This window comes from uncultured Amnibacterium sp. (genome assembly GCF_964250715.1).
Taxonomy (GTDB): Bacteria; Actinomycetota; Actinomycetes; order Actinomycetales; family Microbacteriaceae; genus Amnibacterium.
This window is the reverse complement of sequence record NZ_CAXUGX010000011.1, coordinates 38,278-56,592: the sequence shown is the minus strand read 5'-3', so window position 1 is coordinate 56,592 and position 18,315 is coordinate 38,278. Positions and strand designations below refer to the sequence as shown.

General features: G+C 70.9%; 19 protein-coding genes. 11 read left to right on the top strand and 8 right to left on the bottom strand.

Annotated features, from left to right (window positions below; all coding sequences use genetic code 11):
- Nucleotides 1–148: 148 nt before the first annotated feature.
- Nucleotides 149–544, top strand: coding sequence for a hypothetical protein (locus tag ACFE7H_RS11450; protein ID WP_375401367.1), 396 nt, complete (start codon nucleotides 149–151; stop codon nucleotides 542–544).
- Nucleotides 541–1,074, top strand: coding sequence for a MarR family winged helix-turn-helix transcriptional regulator (locus ACFE7H_RS11445; protein WP_375401366.1), 534 nt, complete (start codon nucleotides 541–543; stop codon nucleotides 1,072–1,074). Before ACFE7H_RS11450 ends, ACFE7H_RS11445 begins: the two co-directional genes overlap by 4 nt.
- 153 nt (nucleotides 1,075–1,227) lie before the next feature.
- Here the strand turns inward: ACFE7H_RS11445 and galK are convergent, their stop codons facing one another.
- From galK to ACFE7H_RS11425, 4 genes are all read right to left on the bottom strand, one after another.
- Nucleotides 1,228–2,373 carry a galactokinase gene (galK, locus tag ACFE7H_RS11440; RefSeq protein ID WP_375401365.1) on the bottom strand — a complete coding sequence of 382 codons (1,146 nt, stop codon included), beginning with the start codon at nucleotides 2,371–2,373 and terminating at the stop codon, nucleotides 1,228–1,230.
- Nucleotides 2,370–3,494 (bottom strand): galactose-1-phosphate uridylyltransferase, encoded by a 1,125-nt coding sequence (galT, locus tag ACFE7H_RS11435; protein ID WP_375401364.1) that lies wholly within the window; start codon nucleotides 3,492–3,494, stop codon nucleotides 2,370–2,372. The genes galK and galT overlap by 4 nt, the downstream gene beginning before the upstream one ends.
- A 73-nt stretch (nucleotides 3,495–3,567) precedes the next feature.
- Complete coding sequence (locus tag ACFE7H_RS11430) at nucleotides 3,568–4,746, bottom strand: XdhC family protein (RefSeq protein ID WP_375401363.1); 1,179 nt, start codon at nucleotides 4,744–4,746, stop codon at nucleotides 3,568–3,570.
- A 48-nt stretch (nucleotides 4,747–4,794) separates the two neighbouring features.
- The gene (locus tag ACFE7H_RS11425) at nucleotides 4,795–5,745 is read right to left on the bottom strand and encodes a PDR/VanB family oxidoreductase (RefSeq protein ID WP_375401362.1); all 951 of its coding nucleotides are present in this window, start codon (nucleotides 5,743–5,745) and stop codon (nucleotides 4,795–4,797) included.
- Between the two features lie 177 nt (nucleotides 5,746–5,922).
- On the opposite strand from ACFE7H_RS11425, the gene ACFE7H_RS11420 reads away from it, so the two are divergent.
- From ACFE7H_RS11420 to ACFE7H_RS11390, 7 genes are all read left to right on the top strand, one after another.
- Nucleotides 5,923–7,227 (top strand): amidohydrolase family protein, encoded by a 1,305-nt coding sequence (locus ACFE7H_RS11420; protein WP_375401361.1) that lies wholly within the window; start codon nucleotides 5,923–5,925, stop codon nucleotides 7,225–7,227.
- The gene (locus tag ACFE7H_RS11415) at nucleotides 7,224–7,997 is read left to right on the top strand and encodes an ABC transporter ATP-binding protein (protein ID WP_375401360.1); all 774 of its coding nucleotides are present in this window, start codon (nucleotides 7,224–7,226) and stop codon (nucleotides 7,995–7,997) included. Before ACFE7H_RS11420 ends, ACFE7H_RS11415 begins: the two co-directional genes overlap by 4 nt.
- Nucleotides 7,997–8,857, top strand: coding sequence for an ABC transporter permease (locus tag ACFE7H_RS11410; RefSeq protein ID WP_375401359.1), 861 nt, complete (start codon nucleotides 7,997–7,999; stop codon nucleotides 8,855–8,857). The genes ACFE7H_RS11415 and ACFE7H_RS11410 overlap by 1 nt, the downstream gene beginning before the upstream one ends.
- A gap of 66 nt (nucleotides 8,858–8,923) precedes the next feature.
- Entirely contained in the window at nucleotides 8,924–10,120 is a 1,197-nt protein-coding gene (locus tag ACFE7H_RS11405) for an ABC transporter substrate-binding protein (RefSeq protein WP_375401358.1), read from the top strand.
- Nucleotides 10,121–10,219: 99 nt separating this feature from the next.
- Nucleotides 10,220–11,587, top strand: a complete 1,368-nt coding sequence (locus ACFE7H_RS11400; protein ID WP_375401357.1) for an FAD-binding oxidoreductase — start codon at nucleotides 10,220–10,222, stop codon at nucleotides 11,585–11,587.
- Nucleotides 11,584–12,366 carry a creatininase family protein gene (locus ACFE7H_RS11395; RefSeq protein WP_375401356.1) on the top strand — a complete coding sequence of 261 codons (783 nt, stop codon included), beginning with the start codon at nucleotides 11,584–11,586 and terminating at the stop codon, nucleotides 12,364–12,366. Before ACFE7H_RS11400 ends, ACFE7H_RS11395 begins: the two co-directional genes overlap by 4 nt.
- A gap of 19 nt (nucleotides 12,367–12,385) precedes the next feature.
- Nucleotides 12,386–12,961 carry a pyridoxal 5'-phosphate synthase gene (locus tag ACFE7H_RS11390; RefSeq protein ID WP_375401355.1) on the top strand — a complete coding sequence of 192 codons (576 nt, stop codon included), beginning with the start codon at nucleotides 12,386–12,388 and terminating at the stop codon, nucleotides 12,959–12,961.
- A 43-nt stretch (nucleotides 12,962–13,004) separates the two neighbouring features.
- Here the strand turns inward: ACFE7H_RS11390 and ACFE7H_RS11385 are convergent, their stop codons facing one another.
- The gene (locus ACFE7H_RS11385) at nucleotides 13,005–13,223 is read right to left on the bottom strand and encodes a hypothetical protein (RefSeq protein ID WP_375401354.1); all 219 of its coding nucleotides are present in this window, start codon (nucleotides 13,221–13,223) and stop codon (nucleotides 13,005–13,007) included.
- 73 nt (nucleotides 13,224–13,296) lie between these two features.
- A complete protein-coding gene (locus ACFE7H_RS11380) occupies nucleotides 13,297–13,878 on the bottom strand; it encodes a MarR family winged helix-turn-helix transcriptional regulator (RefSeq protein ID WP_375401353.1) in 582 nt (193 codons plus the stop codon).
- Nucleotides 13,879–13,980: 102 nt separating this feature from the next.
- Between ACFE7H_RS11380 and ACFE7H_RS11375 the strand changes: the two genes are divergently transcribed.
- Nucleotides 13,981–14,562: an NADPH-dependent FMN reductase gene (locus ACFE7H_RS11375; RefSeq protein WP_375401352.1), complete on the top strand. Its 582-nt coding sequence runs from the start codon at nucleotides 13,981–13,983 to the stop codon at nucleotides 14,560–14,562.
- 90 nt (nucleotides 14,563–14,652) lie between these two features.
- Here the strand turns inward: ACFE7H_RS11375 and ACFE7H_RS11370 are convergent, their stop codons facing one another.
- Nucleotides 14,653–15,423, bottom strand: a complete 771-nt coding sequence (locus ACFE7H_RS11370; protein ID WP_375401351.1) for a dienelactone hydrolase family protein — start codon at nucleotides 15,421–15,423, stop codon at nucleotides 14,653–14,655.
- A 53-nt stretch (nucleotides 15,424–15,476) separates the two neighbouring features.
- Here ACFE7H_RS11370 and ACFE7H_RS11365 point away from each other — a divergent pair, with 53 nt between their 5' ends.
- Nucleotides 15,477–17,240, top strand: a complete 1,764-nt coding sequence (locus ACFE7H_RS11365; RefSeq protein WP_375401350.1) for a cation:proton antiporter — start codon at nucleotides 15,477–15,479, stop codon at nucleotides 17,238–17,240.
- Nucleotides 17,241–17,273: 33 nt separating this feature from the next.
- Here ACFE7H_RS11365 and ACFE7H_RS11360 read toward each other — a convergent pair whose 3' ends face one another.
- Nucleotides 17,274–18,302, bottom strand: a complete 1,029-nt coding sequence (locus tag ACFE7H_RS11360) for a methylenetetrahydrofolate reductase C-terminal domain-containing protein (RefSeq protein WP_375401349.1) — start codon at nucleotides 18,300–18,302, stop codon at nucleotides 17,274–17,276.
- Between the last annotated feature and the right edge of the window lie 13 nt (nucleotides 18,303–18,315).

The following is an 18,315-nucleotide window of genomic DNA, read 5'->3' as shown; positions in this document are numbered from 1 at the left end:
CGCCGATCCGGGCGAAAACCGTGCGAAATGCGCCACGCCGTACCCCGATCCACTTGACCTGCGTCGGTATTTCGTTAGCCTAACTAACTGTCGAAACGGGCACTCAGGCGCCCGGACCGGATGCGAAGGACACTGAGGGAGTCGGACCATGAGCGTTCTCAACATCCGAAGCGGCATGCGGCTGCGCAGCACGGCGATGCCGTTCCTGCCCAAGCAGCAGCAGTCCTATCCGACGCCGATGCTCGACTGGAACACCACGAGCGACGGCGTATGGTCCGCCCGGATCGGGCTCGACACTGCCGGCTCGATCGAGCGGATCGACGCCGGGTTCCAGGTGCGCGATTGGGAAGGCTCCGTCGAGGGCGTCTATCCGACGCTCCGGCAGGCGCAGCGCAGCCTGGAGCCGAGTGTCCGCGCTGCGGCACGAGCCGCCCGCGACGGCATCGAGCGACGGGCGAACCTGCTGGCGTCCTCGACGCTGGCGCTGGGCCTGATCGCCGTCCCGACCCTGGCTGCCGCCTGGTTCTCCGCGAACCCGCTGTGACCGACACCCAGCAGCGCAGCACAGCATCGACGCGAACCGACTCCGCCTACTGGTACAGCGACGAGGCTCACTCGCAGCGTGGACGTGCCGTCCTGCAGGCCCTGCGGCAGTACCGCGAGGCCGAGATCGCCATGCGCAAGCGCACGCAGGGCTCGATGGGCATGAACGAGACGGATCTGGCGGCCCTGCGCAACATCATGGCCGTCACGGGCCGGGGCGACCGCGTCAGCCCCAAGGATCTCGCGCAGCACCTGGACATCTCGCCGGCCTCGGTGTCCAACCTGCTGGAACGGCTCGAGAAGAGCGGGCACGTGGTGCGCACCACGAACCCCGACGATGCGCGACGGGTGTTCGTCGAGTGCACGGACTTGGCGCATCACGAGGTGCGCGCCACCCTGCAGGAGATGCACGCCCGGATGATGTTCGCCGTGGAGGATCTGACCGCCGACGAGGCGGCCACCGTGATCCGCTTCCTGGAGCGACTGCAGGCCGGTGTGACGCAGCCGGCCGACCGCCACTCCGGCGCCTGACGGCCGACCGTTCGCTCACAATCCAGGAGTTGTCGAGGTCCGGGGCGGATCCGGCCGGTTTCCTCCTTCATTCCTCGATTCCTCCTGAATTCCTCGGCGAAGGGGGAGGCGGGAGCAATTCCTCGGCGGAGGGGGAGGCGGGAGCGCGGGAACTCAGTCGACGCGGCCCGCTCCCCCCGACGGCGTGACCACGAACGAGGTCGGCGCGTCGTACCCGTGCTCGTCGAACGCCGACGCGATCCGCTCCGCCACCTCGTCGGCCCGGTCGATGGGCAGCAGCGCGATCGCGGAGCCGCCGAATCCGCCGCCGGTCATCCGGGCACCGACCGCGTCGTTGCGGGCCGCGACATCGACGACCAGGTCGAGTTGCGGAACGGAGATCTCGAAGTCGTCGCGCATCGACGCGTGACTCTCGTACAGCAGGGCGCCGAACCGGGCCAGATCGTTCGCCTGCAGTGCGTCGACACCGTCCAGCACGCGAGCGTTCTCGGTGACGATGTGCCGCACCCGCCGGAACGTCGTATCGTCCAGCTCGCTGCGAGCACGATCCAGGTCGGTGACCGTGATGTCCCGCAGCGCGGCGACGCCGAGGCGTCTGGCACCGTCCTCGCATGAGTCGCGACGCTCGCGGTAGCCGCCGGTGGCGTGCGCGTGCTCCACGTGGGTGTCGACGACGAGCAGCGCAAGCCCGGCGTCGCGGAACCCCAGCGGCACGGCGGTCACCGTGAGGCTGCGGCAGTCGATCAGCACCGCGGCGTCCACCCGGCCGAATACCGACGCGGCCTGATCCATGATGCCGGTCGGCGCACCGACCGCGACGTTCTCGGCACGTTGACCGACCCGGGCGAGCGTCGTGCGGTCGAAGCCGAGGCTCCACACCTCGTTCAGCGCCACCGCGACGGTCATCTCGATGGCGGCCGACGACGACAGGCCCGCACCGACCGGCACGTCGGAGTCGAGCGACAGGTCGAATCCCCGCAGCAGGTCGCGCTCGGCGCCGTATTCGCCGAACGCCCAGGCGACGCCGAGCGGATAGGCGGACCAGCCGCCGAACGACTCCGGTGCCAGCTCGTCCAGGCTGGTCTCGACCAGTTCGTCGGTGAAGGTCGTCACGACCCGCACGCGGCGGTCGTGCCGGGGAGCCAGCGCCGCGGTCGTACTGCGGTCGATCGCGAACGGCAGCACGAAGCCCTCGTTGTAGTCGGTGTGCTCCCCGATCAGGTTGACGCGGCCGGGCGCCTGCCACAGCCCCGCGGGCGACCGGCCGAACCGCTCCGAGAACAGCTCCGTCGCGTTCACGCCTGCACGCCCCGATCCGCCGCGGCCAGCGCGGTCCGCAGTCGGTCCGCCGTCTGCTCCGGGACCAGGTCGCCGATCCAGGCCCCCATGGCGGCCTCGCTGCCGGCCAGGAACTTCAGCCGGTCCGCGCCCCGCCTGGGCGAGGTGATCTGCAGGCTCAGCCGCACCCGATCGCGGTGGGTGGACACCGGCGCCTGGTGCCACGCGGCGATGTAGGGCGTGGGGGTGTCGTAGAGGAAGTCCATGGCGCGCAGCAGCCGCAGGGTCGTGACGGCCAGTTCGTCCTTCTCGTCGTCGGTCAGTCCGGCCAGATCCGGCACGTGCCGATGAGGCAGCAGGTGCAGCTCCACAGGCCAGCGGGCGGCGAACGGCACGTAGGCGGTGAAGTGATCGCCGGCCAGCACCACGCGCTCGCCCTGCTGTTCGAAGGCCAGCAGGTCCGCGAACAGGTCCCCGGCGTAGGCGTCGACGGTGGCGAGCAGCCGCTGCGTCCGCGGCGTCACATAGGGGTAGGCGTAGATCTGGCCGTGCGGATGATGCAGGGTGACGCCGATGGCCTGGCCGCGGTTCTCGAAGGGAAAGACCTGCTGCACCCCCGGCAGCTCGCTGAGCGCCCGGGTGCGGTGCGCCCACGCCTCCACGACGGTCCGCGCGCGCGACGCGGTGAGTCCCCCGAAGCTGCCCTCGGTCGCGGGGCTGAAACAGACCACCTCGCACCGGCCGACGGAGGTGCGCGTTCGGCCGAAGCCGATCTGCGCCAGATCGTCCAGCGACTGCGGCGCGCCGGCCACGTCGCCGGTCGCCGGGCCGAACGACGGCGACCGGTTCTCGAAGACGGCCACGTCGTACTGGTCGGGCACCTCGGAGGGGTTCGTCTCGCTCTGCGGCGCCAGCGGATCCGCCTCGGCCGGAGGGAGGAACACCCGGTTCTGGCGAGCGGCCGCGATGGACACCCAGTCGCCGGTCAACGCGTCCAGCCGCATGGTCGCGGTCTCCGGACGAGGGTCGAGGGTGCGATCGTCCGCGCGGCGTTCGGCGCCGAGCGTGGTGTCGGCGTCGTCGAAGTAGATCAGCTCGCGGCCATCCGCAAGTCGCGTGGGGCGGACAGCGATACCGCTCATTCGACTCCGCCGGTCATCGGACTCCTCATCGTCGTCGGAAGCCCCGCAACACTATCGGCAAGCGTCGCTGGGTTCAGCGGGCGAGCCGCTCCCCCAGCCGGGGAGCCATGCCTCCCGCGGCATGCACAGTGCGAGCACGGTGGATGGGGCCGGTACGGTCGCGCAGGCTGTCCGCCGATCCCCCGGTGCGCGCGGCCAGCACCTCGGCCATGATCGACACGGCCGTCTCGGCCGCGCTGCTGGCGCCGATGTCCAGGCCGATCGGGGCGTGCACACGGTCGATCTCGGCCTGGGGAACGCTGAGCGCCACCAGCCGTTCGACGCGCCGGGCGTGCGTCGACCGTGAGCCGAGGGCACCTACGTAACCCGCCCCGCCGGCCAGCGCCGCCGCGATCGTCAGAGGGTCCAGTTCCTCATCGTGGGACATCACGCACACGACGGACCGGCGATCGAGCGCCGTGCCCTCGATCAGCTCGTGCGGCCAGCCGTGCACCACGCCGCCCGGCACGCGCCCGGATCCGGCGAAGGCGGGACGGTGGTCGACCACGGTCACCGCGTATCCGAGCGCGGTCGCGGCCTGCGCGAGGGCCCGGCCGTACTCGGTGGCTCCGACCACCACGAAGGCCGCGGCCGGCACGGCGACCTCGACGAAGAGCCGCAGCATGGAGTCGCCGCAGGCCGACTCGACCGCGCCGCTCGTCCCGGTCTCCAGTCGTCCGCGGACGGCGGCGCGCAGCCCGTTCATCGACAGGTCGGGCAGGCCGTCGAACGCGGTCGGCAACTCCTGCAACTCGCCTGCTGCAGCGCCGACGGCCAAGGTGCGACCCAGCAGGTCGGTCCGGTCCTGCGGAGCGGCCGTGACGACGGCCACCGCCGCGGACCTACCCGCCGCAGCGGCCGCGAGCTCGTCCCGCACCCCCGGATCCAGCGGGTGGAACACCACGTCCAGCTCGCCCCCGCACGACAGCCCGGCGCGCGCGGCGGCCTCGTCACCGAAGCCGAACCGGGCGGTGGCAGCCAGCCCGGTCCGCAGCAGCCGGGCGCAGCCGTCGAGGGCCGCGGTCTCCACACAGCCGCCGGACACGCTGCCCACCACGCTGCCGGCGTCGCCCACGGCCATGGAGGTGCCGGCCCCGTGCGGCGAGCTGCCCAGCACGTCGATCGCCGTGGCGACCGCGAACCGCTCGCCCGAATCCAGGGCGGTCAGCAACCGGCCGGCGATCTCGAACACGGCCCCATCCTTGCAAGGCATCGGCCCTGCACCTCGCGCGGGCCGTTCACGGCGTCGCGGTGGCTCCGGTCAGAGCTCCAGCACGATGCGCGGGCAGGCGGCCCGCGAGACGCAGATCATCATGGCGAAATCGTCGTCCTGCTCCTCGGGGGAGAGCACGGAGTCGCGGTGGTCGATCACCCCGTCGACGATCGGCGTCTCGCAGGTACCGCAGGTGCCGACCCGGCAGGAGGCGAGCGCGAGCACACCCTGCTCCTCCACCACCTCCAGGATCGAGCGGTCCGGCGGCACCGTGACGGTGGTCCCGGACAGCAGCAGCTCGACCTCGAAGGGCTCGGTCCACACCGGCGCCTCCAACTGCCGGGCCTCGAACCGCTCCAGGTGCAGATGCCCCGAGCCGCGCCCTGCGCCGGCCTGCTGCACCGCCTCGATCAGCCGCGACGGTCCGCAGCAGTACACGACCGCGTCGGGCGCCGCGTCGAGCAGTGCCTGCACATCCGCGCGGCGTCCCTCGTCGCCCGCGAACACCTGCACCCGGTCGCCGTGCCGCCCGACCAGCTCGTCGAGCAGGGCCATCGTGCCGCGGGACCGGCCCGCGTACACCAACCGCCATGCCACGCCCGCGCGGTCGGCGGCCTGCACCATCGCGCTGATCGGCGTGATGCCGATGCCGCCGGCGACGAACAGGTACTCGCGCCCCGGTCTCGGCTGGAAGGCGAAGTGGTTGCGCGGGCCACGGACCCGCAGCACGTCGCCCTCGCTGCGGTCGTGCAGCCAGGCGGAGCCGCCCCGGCCGGCCGCCTCCCGCAGCACGCCGATGCGCCACCGCACGCGTTCGGCGGGATCGCCGCACAGCGAGTACTGGCGCTCCCCCAGCCCGTCCGGCAGCAGCACGTCCACGTGTGCGCCGGGTGTCCACATCGGCAGCCCGTCGCCGTCCGGTCGCTCCAGGTCGAGCAGCACCACGCCCTGCGCGGCCGTCGTGCGCCGGACGATCCGCAGATCGCGTTCGCCGTTCATCGCGTGCCTTCCCGTACGTCTCGCCGTTCGTGTCACGCCGCGGCCTCCGCGGCGGACGTGTCGGGACACGTCTTTAGCACGCCCGGCGGAGCAGGGCATCGGAGCGGCGATCGGCTTAACGGCGGCGTTACACGGCCGAAACGACGCGTGGGTACCGTGAGGCCGACGGAGGTGCGCATGACGAACGATCCCCACTCCGCCCTGCGCCGGCCCGCGCTGCGCAGCGAGGTCGATCTGCTGCAGCACGCCACCCTGGCCGACGGATCGGTCGTCGATCTGCGCCTCGCCGGCGGCACGTTGGCCGCGGTCGCCCCGAGCGGCACGATGATCCCGACCGACGCCGACACGGTCCTCGATTTGGACGGGTACGTGCTGACCGCCGCCGGCGCCGACCCCCATGCGCACCTGGACAAGGCCCTCACCTTCGACGAGATCCGGCCGCCGCTCGGCGACCTGGAGCGGGCCATCGAGTCGTTCCACGGGTATGCGGCGCAGGCCGATGCGGACTCGATCGCCGAGCGCGCCCGGTTGGTGCTCGTCCGCATGCTGGCGAACGGCACGACGGCGGTGCGCTCGCACGCCAACTTCTTCCCGGCTACAGACGCCAACGCCGACCCGCTTCGCGGTGTCAGGGCGCTCGCCGGCATCCGCGACGAGTTCGCGGGGCTGCTGGACCTCGAGATCGTCGCGCTGCCCGGCGACGACGCGCCCGATGCGTTGATCGAGCAGTCGCTCGACGCGGGCGCCGACCTGATCGGCGGTGCACCGCACCTGGCGGAGGATCCGGTGGCGGAGACGCATCGGCTGCTCGACATCGCGGAGCGCCGGGGGGTCGGCGTCGACCTGCACGCGGACGAGGCGCTGACCGGTGGGCTCACGCTGGCCGTGTACGCCGAGCGCGTCCGCGACTGGCCGGTGTCCAAGAGCGCGGGCCACTGCGTGAGGCTGGGCACGCTGCCGCCGGCCGAACTCGGGCCGGTGATCGCGGCGGTCCGCGCGGCCGGCATCGGCATCATCAGCCTGCCGATCACGAACCTGTACCTGCAGGGCTGGGAGCAGCCGGTGTCGACCCCGCGCGGGCTGACCGCGCTGCGTGCCCTCATCGACGCGGGCGTGCTGGTGGCCGCGGGCGGCGACAACGTGCGCGACCCCTTCAACCCGGTCGGTCGCGCCGACGCGCTGGAGACCGCCTCCCTGCTCGTCACCGCCGGGCACCTGAACTTCGAGGAGGCGATCGCCGCCGTCACGACGGACGCCCGGGCGGTGATGCACCTGCCGCCGGCCGGCCCGGTGGTCGGCGCGACCGCCGACCTGCTGGCCGTCCGAGCCGGCTCGGTGGGTGAGGCGATCGCGTTCGCCTCACCCGATCGCATCGTCCTGCACGAGGGCCGGCTGGTGGCGCAGTCGCACCTGGAGACCCACGTGGCGGTACCCGATCCGGGCGCCGCCCTGCAGTATTCACGAGGGAGGGCGATCGCGTGACCGCCACAGCACCGACTCGACCGACCACCGCGCCACCGACGACGCTGCTCGACTTCCGCGACGTCGCCATGCAGTTCGACAACGGCGTCACCGCCCTGGAGCACGTCGACCTGACCGTGCAACGCGGCGAGTTCGTCACCGTCGTCGGCCCGTCCGGCTGCGGCAAGAGCACGCTGCTGCGCATCGCGTCCGGCCTCGAGACCGCATCCACCGGCTCGGCGCAGGTCAGCACCTCCCGCATCGGGTATGTCTTCCAGGACGCGACCCTGCTGCCCTGGCGCTCGGTGACCAAGAACGTCGAGCTGCTCGCCGAACTGCACGGCGACAGCAAAGAGGAGCGTCGCCGCAAGGCCGCCGACGCGATCGAGCTGGTCGGCCTGGGCGGCTTCGAATCCAGCCTGCCCAAGCAGCTCTCCGGCGGCATGAAGATGCGCACCTCCCTGGCCCGCTCGCTGACCCTGGACCCGGAGCTGTTCCTGTTCGACGAGCCGTTCGGCGCGCTCGACGAGATCACGCGCGAGCGGCTCAACGACGAACTGCTGAAGCTCTTCACCGAGCAGCAGTTCGCCGGCCTCTTCATCACGCACTCCGTCTCCGAAGCCGTCTACCTCTCCACCCGGGTCGTCGTCATGTCCGGCCGGCCCGGCCACATCGTGCAGACCTTCGACGTCCCCTTCCCCATGCCACGCGACCCCGACATCCGCTACACCACGGAGTTCGCCGAACTCGTCGGCGAGGTCTCCCACGCTCTCCGAGAGGGGCACCACTGATGACTGTCACCACGACGTCGCAGGAAGTGGCCAGCACCAACGCCGCGCTGCCGATCCGCGACCAGGGGCCGATCGGAGCCCGCCGGACGGGACGGCGCAATCTCTGGCCGCCGCTGCTCGTCCTGGTCGGCATCATCGCCGTGTTCTACGGGATCGCCGGCATCTTCGCGGCACAGGGCCGACCGTACCTCTGGCCCTTCCCGCACCAGATCCTCTTCGCCGCGGTCGCGGAACCCGCGTCGGTCGCGATCCTGTATCCGGCGCTGATGAACTCGGCCCTCGTCGCCCTCGCCGGCCTGGCCTGCGCAGTCGTCATCGGCGTCGTCTGGGCGGTCGCTCTGGCCCAGGCGCGCTGGATCGAGCGCTCCTTCTACCCATATGCCGTCATCCTGCAGTGCCTGCCGATCCTCGCCGTGGCCCCACTGATCGGCACGATCTTCGGCTACAACTTCGTCGGCAAGGTGATCGTGACCCTGCTCATCTCGCTCTTCCCGATCATCGCGAACACCCTCTTCGGCCTGCAGGCGGCCGACAAGGGCCAGCGCGAGTTGTTCCAGCTGCAGGGTGCAACCCGGTGGACCCGCCTGATGAAGCTGCAGTTCCCCGCCGCGATGCCCTCGATCTTCGTCGGACTGCGGAACGCCGCCGGCCTCTCGGTGATCGGGGCGATCGTCGGCGACCAGCTGCTCGGACAGGGCAGTCCCGGTCTCGGTACCGCGATCTCGGTCTTCGCCTCCCGCATCCAAGGGCCGGAGAGCTGGGCCGCGATCATCATCGCGTCGCTCTTCGGCATCGTGGTGTTCCTCGTCTTCGGACTGCTCGGCCGGCTCGCCGTCGGCAAGTGGTTCGACCTCGGCTGAAGCGTCGTGCACAGCATCTCCGCGACGATCTCGGCCTCCTTCCCCCACCCGAACACAAGGAGCACCATGCGATCCATCCATCGAAGGGCGCTGGTCATCGGCACCGCCGTCACCACCGCCCTCGCACTCGCCGGCTGCGCGGGCGGCTCCGGCAGTGCGCCGACCAGCAGCGCCGCCGCACCGAGCGCCAGCACCGGCGGGGCCTCGGTCAGTCTCGCGGGCGCCTGCCCGGCGACGGTCACCATCCAGACCGACTGGAATCCGGAGGCCGACCACGGCGCGCTGTACGAGATGGTCGGGCCGAACGCGACCGTCGACACGGCCAAGAAGACCGTCACCGGCGACCTCGTGGTCGGCGGCAAGTCCACCGGCGTCAAGATCCAGATCCGCTCGGGCGGTCCCGCAATCGGCTTCCAGTCGGTCACGCAGCAGATGTACACGGACAAGTCGATCACCCTGGGCTACGTCAGCACCGACGAAGCCGTCCAGAACTCGGCCAAGCTGCCCACCACGGCGGTCTTCGCCGAGACGAGCATCTCGCCGCAGATGATCATGTGGGATCCGAAGACCTATCCGGCGGTCACGGACATCAAGTCCCTGGGCAGCGCGCTCGCGACATCGGGCGGAGTGATCCGGTACTTCAAGGGCGCCGCGTACATGAGCTACCTGCAGGGCGCCGGCATCCTGCCGGCCAAGGTGCTCGACGGCAGCTACGACGGGACGCCGGCGAAGTTCGTGGCGGCGCAGGGCAAGGACGCGCAACAGGGCTTCGCCACCGCCGAGCCCTACATCTACTCCAAAGAGGTCGGCGCCTGGATGAAGCCGGTCAAGTTCCAGCTGATCAACGACACCGGATACCCGATCTATCCGGAGGCGATGAGCATCCGGAGCGCCGACAAGACGTCGATGGCGACCTGCCTCAAGAAGCTCGTGCCGGTCATGCAGCAGGCGGACGTGGACTACTTCGCGAACCCGTCGACCGCGAACCAGTTGATCGTCAGCCTCGTCAAGCAGTACAACAACGGCTGGGTCTACGACCAACAGGTCGCGGACTTCGCAGCGCAGCAGTACAAGTCGCTGAAGCTCATCGCCAACGGGCCGAGCGGCTACGTCGGCGAGATGGAGACCGCCCGGGTGCAGAAGATCATCGACATCGATACGCCGATCTTCACCAAGGGCGGCACCCCGCCGAAGTCGGGGATCACCCCGGCGGACCTGTTCACGAACGAGTTCATGAGCAAGTCGATCAAGGTGGCCGAGTAATCGCGGTCGCCGAGTAACGCGCCCCACCACCCTGCGCCTCGCCTTCCCGGCTCCCTACGACGGAGCCGGGAAGGCGGGACCGAACCGTTCGGGAACCTGATGACTCTGATCGATACCCCGGCGCCCACGCCGGCCCCGCCGGCACCCACCGCAGAAGCGTTGGACGCCCTGGCGGCCGAATTGCGCGAGCTGCTCGGGGAACGCAATGTGAGCACCGAGGAGCGGGTGCGCGAGCGGGCCTCGCTCGACGGCGCCTGGATGTCGCCCATCATCAGCGAACAGCTGCCGTTGGGCCTCGCCGACGTGGTGGCGTTCCCGACCAGCGCCGAGCTGATCGCGGCGACCGTCGGCGCCGCCGTGCGCCACGGCGTGCCGATCACACCGCGCGGCAAGGGCACCGGCAACTACGGCCAGGGCATCCCGCTGGCGGGCGGCCTGGTGCTCGACCTGACGCGCGCCCGCGCCGTGGTCGAGGTGGGCGACGGCTTCATCACCGCCGAGGCCGGCGCCCAGATGGTGGTGCTGGAGCAGGCCGCCTGGAAGACCGATCAGGCGCTCTGGATGTACCCGTCCACCGCCCAGTCGACCATCGGCGGGTTCCTCTCCGGCGGCTCGGGCGGTACCGGCACCATCGAGCACGGCTCGAACGACCGCGGCTACGTCCTGGCGCTCGACGTCGTGCACGCCGACCCGACCGGCGTGCTGGTGCACGTGGAGGGGGACGGCGCCCAGCCGTACGTGCACAACTACGGCACCGCCGGCATCATCGCCCGCGCGACGGTGCGCCTGGAGCCGCTGCGGGACTGGCGCGGCGTCTACGCGAGCTTCCCGGACCTGCCCTCCGCCATGCGCGTCGTCCGCCAGGTGGGGCACATGCAGCCGCCACCGCGCCTTGTGTCGGCGGACAATCCCGAGATCTCGTCCACCCTGCCGCCCGACGACGCGATTCCCGCGGGCCGGGCGTCGCTGCGGGCGATCGTCTCGGCGGACATGCTGCACGCGGTCGCCGACGCCGTCGACGTGGCGGGCGGGCGCATCGAAGCGGTTCGGGAGGGCCCGCAGACCAGCATGCGCATCAGCATGCTCAGCTACAACCATCCGATCGAGTGGTACCAGAAGGCCACCGACCGCACGACCTTCCATGTGGAGGTCTCGGGCGAGGCCCTGATCGATCGGCTGGCGGAGGTGGAGGCCGTCTACCCGCATGGCCTGCTGCACATCGAGGCGGGCCATTCGGTACCGATCGGTATGCTCGCCGGGGCATATGAGAGCGCCGAGCAGGTCTACGACGGCATCGCGCGGCTGAACGAGCTGGGCGTGGGCGTGCACAACCCCCACCAGTGGAACGTCGACTTCGAGGTGGAGCGCACCGTGCGACTCGCGCGCACCACCGATCCGACCGGGCTGTTGAACCCCGGCAAGCTGAATCCCGACTACGCCGGTCCCCGCAAGGGCGCCATCAAGTGATCCGACGCTTGGCCGACCTGCCCGGAAGCAGGGTGGCCGGCACCCTGACCGACCGCAGCGTGCTGGTCCTGCCGGTCGGATCGATCGAGCACCACGGACCGCACCTGCCGCTCGCGACCGACGCGATCATGGCGGAGGCGGTTGCGACCGCCGCAGTGTCGGCCGGGCACGACGCCGGGTTGGATCTGTGGCTGCTGCCGACGCTCACCTTCACCAAGTCCGACGAGCACGCCTGGGCGCCGGGCACCATCTGGCTGTCCGCCGACACGCTGCTTTCGACACTGGTCGACATCGGTCGCTCGATCGCGTCGACGCCGGCGAAGAAGCTCGTCTTCCTGAACGGACACGGCGGCAACGTGGCGCTGCTGCAGGTGGCGAACCGCGAGCTGCGGCGCCGCTTCGGGCTGCAGCCGTTCACGATGCCGGCGGGGCGCGGCAGCGCCGGATCCGGCCGCGACGGCGAGCCGGACGAAGCGGGGCAGGGCATTCACGCGGGGTACACGGAAACCTCCGCGATGATGCATCTCGTGCCCCATCTGGTCGACCAGGCCGCGTTCGCGCGGAACGTGCCCGAGCATCTGGCCGACTTCACCCATCTGGGGTTCAACGGCCGGCCGGTCACCTTCGGCTGGCTCTCGAACGACTTCGGCCCCACCGGCGTCATCGGCGACCCCACCGGAGCGACCGCCGAAGCCGGCGCGCGGATCGTGTCCGCGTCGGTCGAATTCGCGGTCGAGGCGCTCACCGAGATCGACCGGTACAGCCCGGTCGCTCCGTGACCGAAATGCTCGGATCGCCGTGCGCCTGACTGGTGCGGTGCTCGACGCGGTGACGGAGTGGTTGCCGCCGAACGAAGACCCGGACCGACCGCAGATCCAGTTGGCGACGGTCGACGCAGCCGGCCGACCGGACGTGCGCACCGTCCTTTTGAGCGGCTGGACGCCCGACGGGTTCTCGTTCCACACCGATGCGACGTCGCGCAAGGCGCAGCAACTCGATCAGCAGCCCGCGGTCGCGATCCTCGCGGTCTGGCCCGGCTTCACCAGGCAGCTCGTGATCCTCGGCGTTGCCGAGCGCGAGGAGCCGGCGCTGGCGAATGCGGCATTCGCCCGCCGCTCACCGTACCTGCAGCAACTGGCTTGGCAGAACTCACACGAATTCGCGCTACTGCCCTACGCGGACCGCATCGAGCAGTGGCGTGCATTCCGCGCGGAGCACGCCGTCGAGCCGATTCCAGTGGCACCGACCTGGTCGGGCTACGTGGTGCGGCCGGACCGGCTGACGTTCTGGCGATCCGATCCAGACACCGCAAGCCATCGCCTTGAATACACGGCCGACGGCGACACGTGGGTGATGACGCACCTGCCCGGTTGAACCGGGGCCGGATCGGGCCGAGAGGACCACTCGCGCCGAGCGGTTACTTCTCTTCGAGCTTGATGGCGACGCCGAGCGCGAAGAAGGTGGGCGCCCAGTGGCCGACGAAGATGCCCCAGCGGTCGGACTGCGCCTTGTCGTTGGAGTCCCTGAGCTGCGACAGGCCCCAGGCAGCGAAGCTGATCCCGATGGAGATGAAGCCGCCCCAGTAGGCGTATTCGCTCTTGAAGCCTGCGTCGACCAGTGCCTTGATGGGGTTCATTCGGCCATCCTTTCGCGTTCGACCAGCCTGGCGGGCCAGTCTGCGAGAACGATGGACGTTCCGCAGCGGATGCTCAGGCGGTCGCGGTCGACGTCTCGGTCGTGGACGGGCTCGTCGGCGGCGTCGTCGCAGCGGTCGTCGGGGGAGGCGTGGGACCGATCGACCGGGCGACGCGGGATGCGGCCGTGCGGATCGCACGCTTGTCCGCAGGCTCGAGCGCGTCGAAGAACAGCCGGCTGAGTACTTCGGTGTATCCGCAGGCCGCGCGGGCCAACGCGTCCGCTCCGCGCGCGCTCAGCACGACCCACGTGCCGCGCGCATCGATCGAGCAGTCGGCGCGCTCGACCAGGCCTCGAGTCGTCATGCGGCTGACCTGGTGGGAGATGCGGCTCTTCTCCCAGCCGAGGGAGTCGGCGAGCGCGCCCGCGCGGAGTCGATGCCCCTGCGCGAGACTCAGGCTGCGCAGCACCTCGAACTCCGGGGTGGAGAGGCCGGCGTCCTGCTGCAGTCGCTGCTCCACGGCACGATCGAGTTCCCGCCGCATGGCGACGAAGTCGCGCCAGAGCGCCCAGTCGTCCTCGCCGGGCAACCCCACGGTGAGCGACCCCGACTCGGTCATCGCCGACTCGGTCATCTCGCCGCCTGCCTCGATCATCGCGACAGCCTACCAGCGGATAAGTTGATCTGTCACAGAAATTTGTGCTACTGATTGAGACGTCAACAAATCGCAGAATCACCCCTCTCGAAGGAGACCCATATGGCAGACCTGAAGATCGCGATCATCCTGGGCAGCACGCGTCCGGGCCGGAACGGCGCCGCTGTCGCCGACTGGGTACTGGAGCGCGCGCAGCAGCGCACCGCCGCCGACTACGAGCTGGTGGACCTGGCGGACTTCCCGCTGCCTCCGCTCGACGAGGCCATGCCGCCGGCCTTCGGCCAGTACGCGGGCGAGCACACCAAGCAGTGGGCGGCCAAGATCGCCTCGTTCGACGGGTTCGTCTTCGTCACCCCGGAGTACAACCACTCCACCTCGGGCGTCCTGAAGAACGCCATCGACTACATCTACAACGAGTGGACCAACAAGGCAGCCGCGTTCGTCAGCTACGGCTCCCTGGGCGGCGCGCGCGCCATCGAGCACCTGCGGGCGATCTCGTCCGAGCTGCAGATCGCGCACGTGCGTCAGCAGTTGAGCTTCTCGCTGTTCTCCGACTTCAAGAACTTCTCGGAGTTCGCGCCGGGCCCGCAGTTCGAGGACTGGGCCACGACCCTGTTCGACCAGCTGGAGTCGTGGACGGCGGCCCTGAAGTCCGTGCGCGCCGCGCAGCTCGTCGCCGCCTGAGCAGTACGTCAGAGATGACGAACGCCCGCACCGGTTCGACCGGGCGGGCGTTCGTCGTCTCAGCGAGCTGCACTTCGAACGGGCAGAGGGTCAGAACAGTTCGGCGAAGAACCCCTTCATCGCCTGCCAACTGCGGCGCTCCGCCGATGCGTTGTACTGGGCGCCGTAGTCCGGGCTGTTCGCGTCCGGCTGCGTGAAGGCGTGCATGGCGCCGGAGTAGGCGGTCAACTGCCAGTCCAGGTCGGGCGCGGCGCGGAACTCGTTCTCGATCGCCACCACCGCATCGTCGGGGACGACGGGGTCGATCGCCCCGGTCTGGATCAGGATCTTGGCGCGGATCGCCTGCGCCTCCCCCTCCGGCCCGGGCTGCAGTCCACCGTGGAAACTGACCACCCCGGACACGTCGGCGCCGGTGCGGGCGAGCTCGAGTACGCCGGAGCCACCGAAGCAGTAGCCGATCGCCGCGGTGCGGGTGGCGTCGACCCGGTCCTCGGCCAGCAACCGGTCGAACGCTCCCGTCAGGCGGGTGCGGAACAGGGCCTTGTCCCCGTAGAACCCGCCGGCCACCGCGGCGGCGTCGGCGGGGCCGGGGCGAGTGTCGGCGCCGTAGATGTCTCCCGCGAATGCGACGTAGCCCAGCCGGGCGAGCATCTCGCAGCGCATGCGCACGTAGTCGCCCACGCCGAGCCAGTCGTGCACCACGAGCACCCCGGGCGCGGGACCGTCGCCCGCGGGCAGGGCCAGAAAACCAGCGCAGGCGGTGCCGCTCACGTCGTAGTCGACGTCGGCGGTGGTGATTCCGCCCGGCGGCTGGGGTTCACGGTCGAGAATGGACGAGAGGGTGGCCGAGTACGAGGGCATGCACGCATCCTCGCCCACGGCACATCGGCCCGCGCTGAACGAGAGGCCCTCCGATGATCGACCCGAGCCTGCTGCTGATCGGCGCCCTCGCGATCGTGGTGGTGGTGGCGGTGTTCTCGCACCGCACCGGGGTGGCGGCGCCGCTGATCCTGCTGGTGGCCGGAGTCGCCGCCGGCTTCATCCCCGGCATGCCCGACCTGACGAACATCCCGCCGGAGATCCTGCTCGACGTGATCCTGCCGCCCCTGCTGTACGCGGCTGCGGTGAACCTGCCCGCGGTCGACTTTCGGCGCAACCTGCCCGCCATCGCGGGGCTGTCGATCGTGCTCGTGATCCTGACCACGGCGGTCACCGGCCTGCTGCTGTACGCGATCTTCCCGAACCTGAACCTGGCGGCCGCACTGGCCGTGGGGGCGGTGATCAGCCCGACCGACGCGGTCGCGGCGACGTCGATCGCCAAGCGACTCGGGTTGCCGGAGCGGCTCGTCACGGTGCTGGAGGGCGAGAGCCTGGTCAACGATGCGACCGCGCTGGTGGTGCTGCGCACGGCGGTCGCGGCGATCGCACTGACCTCGGGCGGCGATGCGACCGCGGATCTGCAGAACGTGCCGGCGCTCGTGGGTTCGATCGCGGGCGGCTTCGTGTTCTCTGTGGTGGTCGGCGCCGCGATCGGCGCGATCGTCGGCTACGTGACCGTCGCCGTGCGCGCTCGCCTCTCGGACCCGGTGCTCACCACCGCGATCTCGTTCGGGGTGCCGTTCGTCGCGTTCCTGCCGGCCGATCATCTGGGCGCCTCCGGCGTGCTCGCCACGGTCATCGCCGGGCTGATCACCGGCCACCGCGGTGCGACCGCCTTCGCCCCGGCCCAGCGCGTCAACGACCACACCAACTGGCGCACGGTGCAGTTCCTGTTGGAGGAGGGGGTCTTCCTCGTGATGGGACTGGAGTTCAAGCCCCTGATCGACACCCTGAGCGGCGAGGACACGGGCACCCCGGCGCAGGCCATCGGCCTCGGCGTGCTGCTGACCGCCGTGCTGGTCGGGCTGCGCGCGCTGTACGTGCTGGTCGAACTGCCGGTGCTGCGCCTCCGAGACCGACGGCGATTGGGCGCCGAGCCCCGGCTCGAGAAGTTCGCGGAGCGGGTGGAGGAGTTCGAGCCGGCCACCGCCCGCCAGTCCGGACGCAAGAAGCGGGCGACACGCGGTGTGGCGCAGCGCCGGGCGGACCTCGACTTCTTTCGCCAGAACGGCCTGGGTCTGCGCGGCGGCACGGTGATCGCCTGGGCCGGGATGCGCGGCGTCGTCACCCTCGCCGCGGCGCAGTCGCTGCCGGATGACTTGGAATACCGCTCGCTGCTGATCGTCATCGCCTTCACGGTGGCCGTGCTGACGCTGCTGGTGTTCGGCGGCACGCTCCCCTTGGTCATCCGCCTGCTGGGCGTGCAGTCGGATGGCCAGGACGCGTACCAGCGGGAGCTGCACGGCCTGCTGGACCACGTGAACGCGGCGTCCCTGTCGCTGCTGGAGGACCCGACTCGGACGGTGGTGGGCGGCCGGCCCGCCGACCCGCGCGTGCTGGAGCTGCTGCGGGACCGCTTCACCCGCCTGGACACGAGCGACGAGGAACCGGCCGGGCCGAGCGAGACGGGCCTGCGCGAGCAGCTGGTCGTTCTGCGGCGGCGCATGCGCGACGCGGCCCGGGAGGAGTTGCAGGACGCCCGAGCGGTCGGCGCGTACAGCTCGCGGGCCATCTCGACGGCACAGGACCTGTACGACCTGGCCGACGCCCGGGAGGACCGGCTGGCCGGCGAGTTCTGACTCAGCGCGCGCAAGCGGACCGGGACCGGCGGTTCAGCGCAGGCCGAGCCGGTCGGCGGTCTCGGCCATCGCCTCGGCGAAGCGGACCTCGCCGGCGCCGCCGCTGCCGCCCGACAGGTCGATGCCGTCGACTCCTGCCTCCAGCAGCTCCGCGCTCAGCCGCACGGCGGCTTCGATCCCCGCGGTGAACGGGTCGGCGGCCGACATGATCCCGGCCAGGAAGCCCTGGGGCAGCACCAGGGCGGTGAAGCTCTGCAGCAGCGCGGCGCTCGCCGCATCGACGACCAGCGGCACGCAGGCGATGAACGCGCAGTCGGCACCGGCGTCCCGGGCCGCCGCGGAGAAGGCGCGCACGGGCTCCGCGCCACCGGCGTGATCGACGAAGCACACCTCGGCGCCGGCCGCGAGCTTCTGCACGAGCCGGCCGGGACGGTTGGAAGCGGGCGGAACGGTCGGCGACTCCGCGACCGCGACCAGGTGCCCGGCGGCGGCGGCGAGCGCCGCCAGCTCGGTGGAGTCCAGATCGAACACCGGCATCGCGTCCGGCCGCTCCCCCGTGTCGGTGTGGTCACCGGTCAGGCAGAGCACACCTGCGACGCCCGCGTCGGCCAGCCCGGCCAGCTCCCCCTGCAGCGCCACGCGGTTGCGGTCGCGGCAGTTCAAGCCCGTCAGCACCGTCAGCCCGGCCCCGTGCAGCAGCGCCGCGCGGTACGCGGGCGGGAACTGCACGCGCGCGTCTCCACTGTCGCCCACCAGCACCGCGTCGACGTGCCCGGTCAGCACCGCTGCGACCTCGCGGATGGAGGCGCTGGAACAGGCCCGTGCCGGCAGGTCCGCGACGACGATCGGTCGGGTGCGCAGCAGGTCGCGCATCGCCGCAGCGGAGGGGATGGGGTCGCTCGATCGGCGGATCGGCGTGCGGCGATCCAGTCCGCTCCACGGAACGACCGGGGTGTCGAGAAAGGCGCAGGGCGCCTCGGCCACCTCGCACCGGCCGTCGGCGCGCACCCCGCCGCACGGCCCGTACTCCATGTGCTTGGGGCAGACCAGCAGCGTCGGCATGCGCCAGGGTACC

Coding starts and splice junctions, on each gene's coding strand:
- ACFE7H_RS11450 (WP_375401367.1), top strand. CDS start 149: ATGAGCGTTCTCAACATCCGAAGCGGCATGCGGCTGCGCAGCACGGCG.
- galT (WP_375401364.1), bottom strand. CDS start 3,494: ATGAGCGGTATCGCTGTCCGCCCCACGCGACTTGCGGATGGCCGCGAG.
- ACFE7H_RS11430 (WP_375401363.1), bottom strand. CDS start 4,746: ATGCCTTGCAAGGATGGGGCCGTGTTCGAGATCGCCGGCCGGTTGCTG.
- ACFE7H_RS11425 (WP_375401362.1), bottom strand. CDS start 5,745: ATGAACGGCGAACGCGATCTGCGGATCGTCCGGCGCACGACGGCCGCG.
- ACFE7H_RS11420 (WP_375401361.1), top strand. CDS start 5,923: ATGACGAACGATCCCCACTCCGCCCTGCGCCGGCCCGCGCTGCGCAGC.
- ACFE7H_RS11410 (WP_375401359.1), top strand. CDS start 7,997: ATGACTGTCACCACGACGTCGCAGGAAGTGGCCAGCACCAACGCCGCG.
- ACFE7H_RS11405 (WP_375401358.1), top strand. CDS start 8,924: ATGCGATCCATCCATCGAAGGGCGCTGGTCATCGGCACCGCCGTCACC.
- ACFE7H_RS11400 (WP_375401357.1), top strand. CDS start 10,220: ATGACTCTGATCGATACCCCGGCGCCCACGCCGGCCCCGCCGGCACCC.
- ACFE7H_RS11385 (WP_375401354.1), bottom strand. CDS start 13,223: ATGAACCCCATCAAGGCACTGGTCGACGCAGGCTTCAAGAGCGAATAC.
- ACFE7H_RS11380 (WP_375401353.1), bottom strand. CDS start 13,878: ATGATCGAGGCAGGCGGCGAGATGACCGAGTCGGCGATGACCGAGTCG.
- ACFE7H_RS11375 (WP_375401352.1), top strand. CDS start 13,981: ATGGCAGACCTGAAGATCGCGATCATCCTGGGCAGCACGCGTCCGGGC.
- ACFE7H_RS11370 (WP_375401351.1), bottom strand. CDS start 15,423: ATGCCCTCGTACTCGGCCACCCTCTCGTCCATTCTCGACCGTGAACCC.
- ACFE7H_RS11365 (WP_375401350.1), top strand. CDS start 15,477: ATGATCGACCCGAGCCTGCTGCTGATCGGCGCCCTCGCGATCGTGGTG.
- ACFE7H_RS11360 (WP_375401349.1), bottom strand. CDS start 18,302: ATGCCGACGCTGCTGGTCTGCCCCAAGCACATGGAGTACGGGCCGTGC.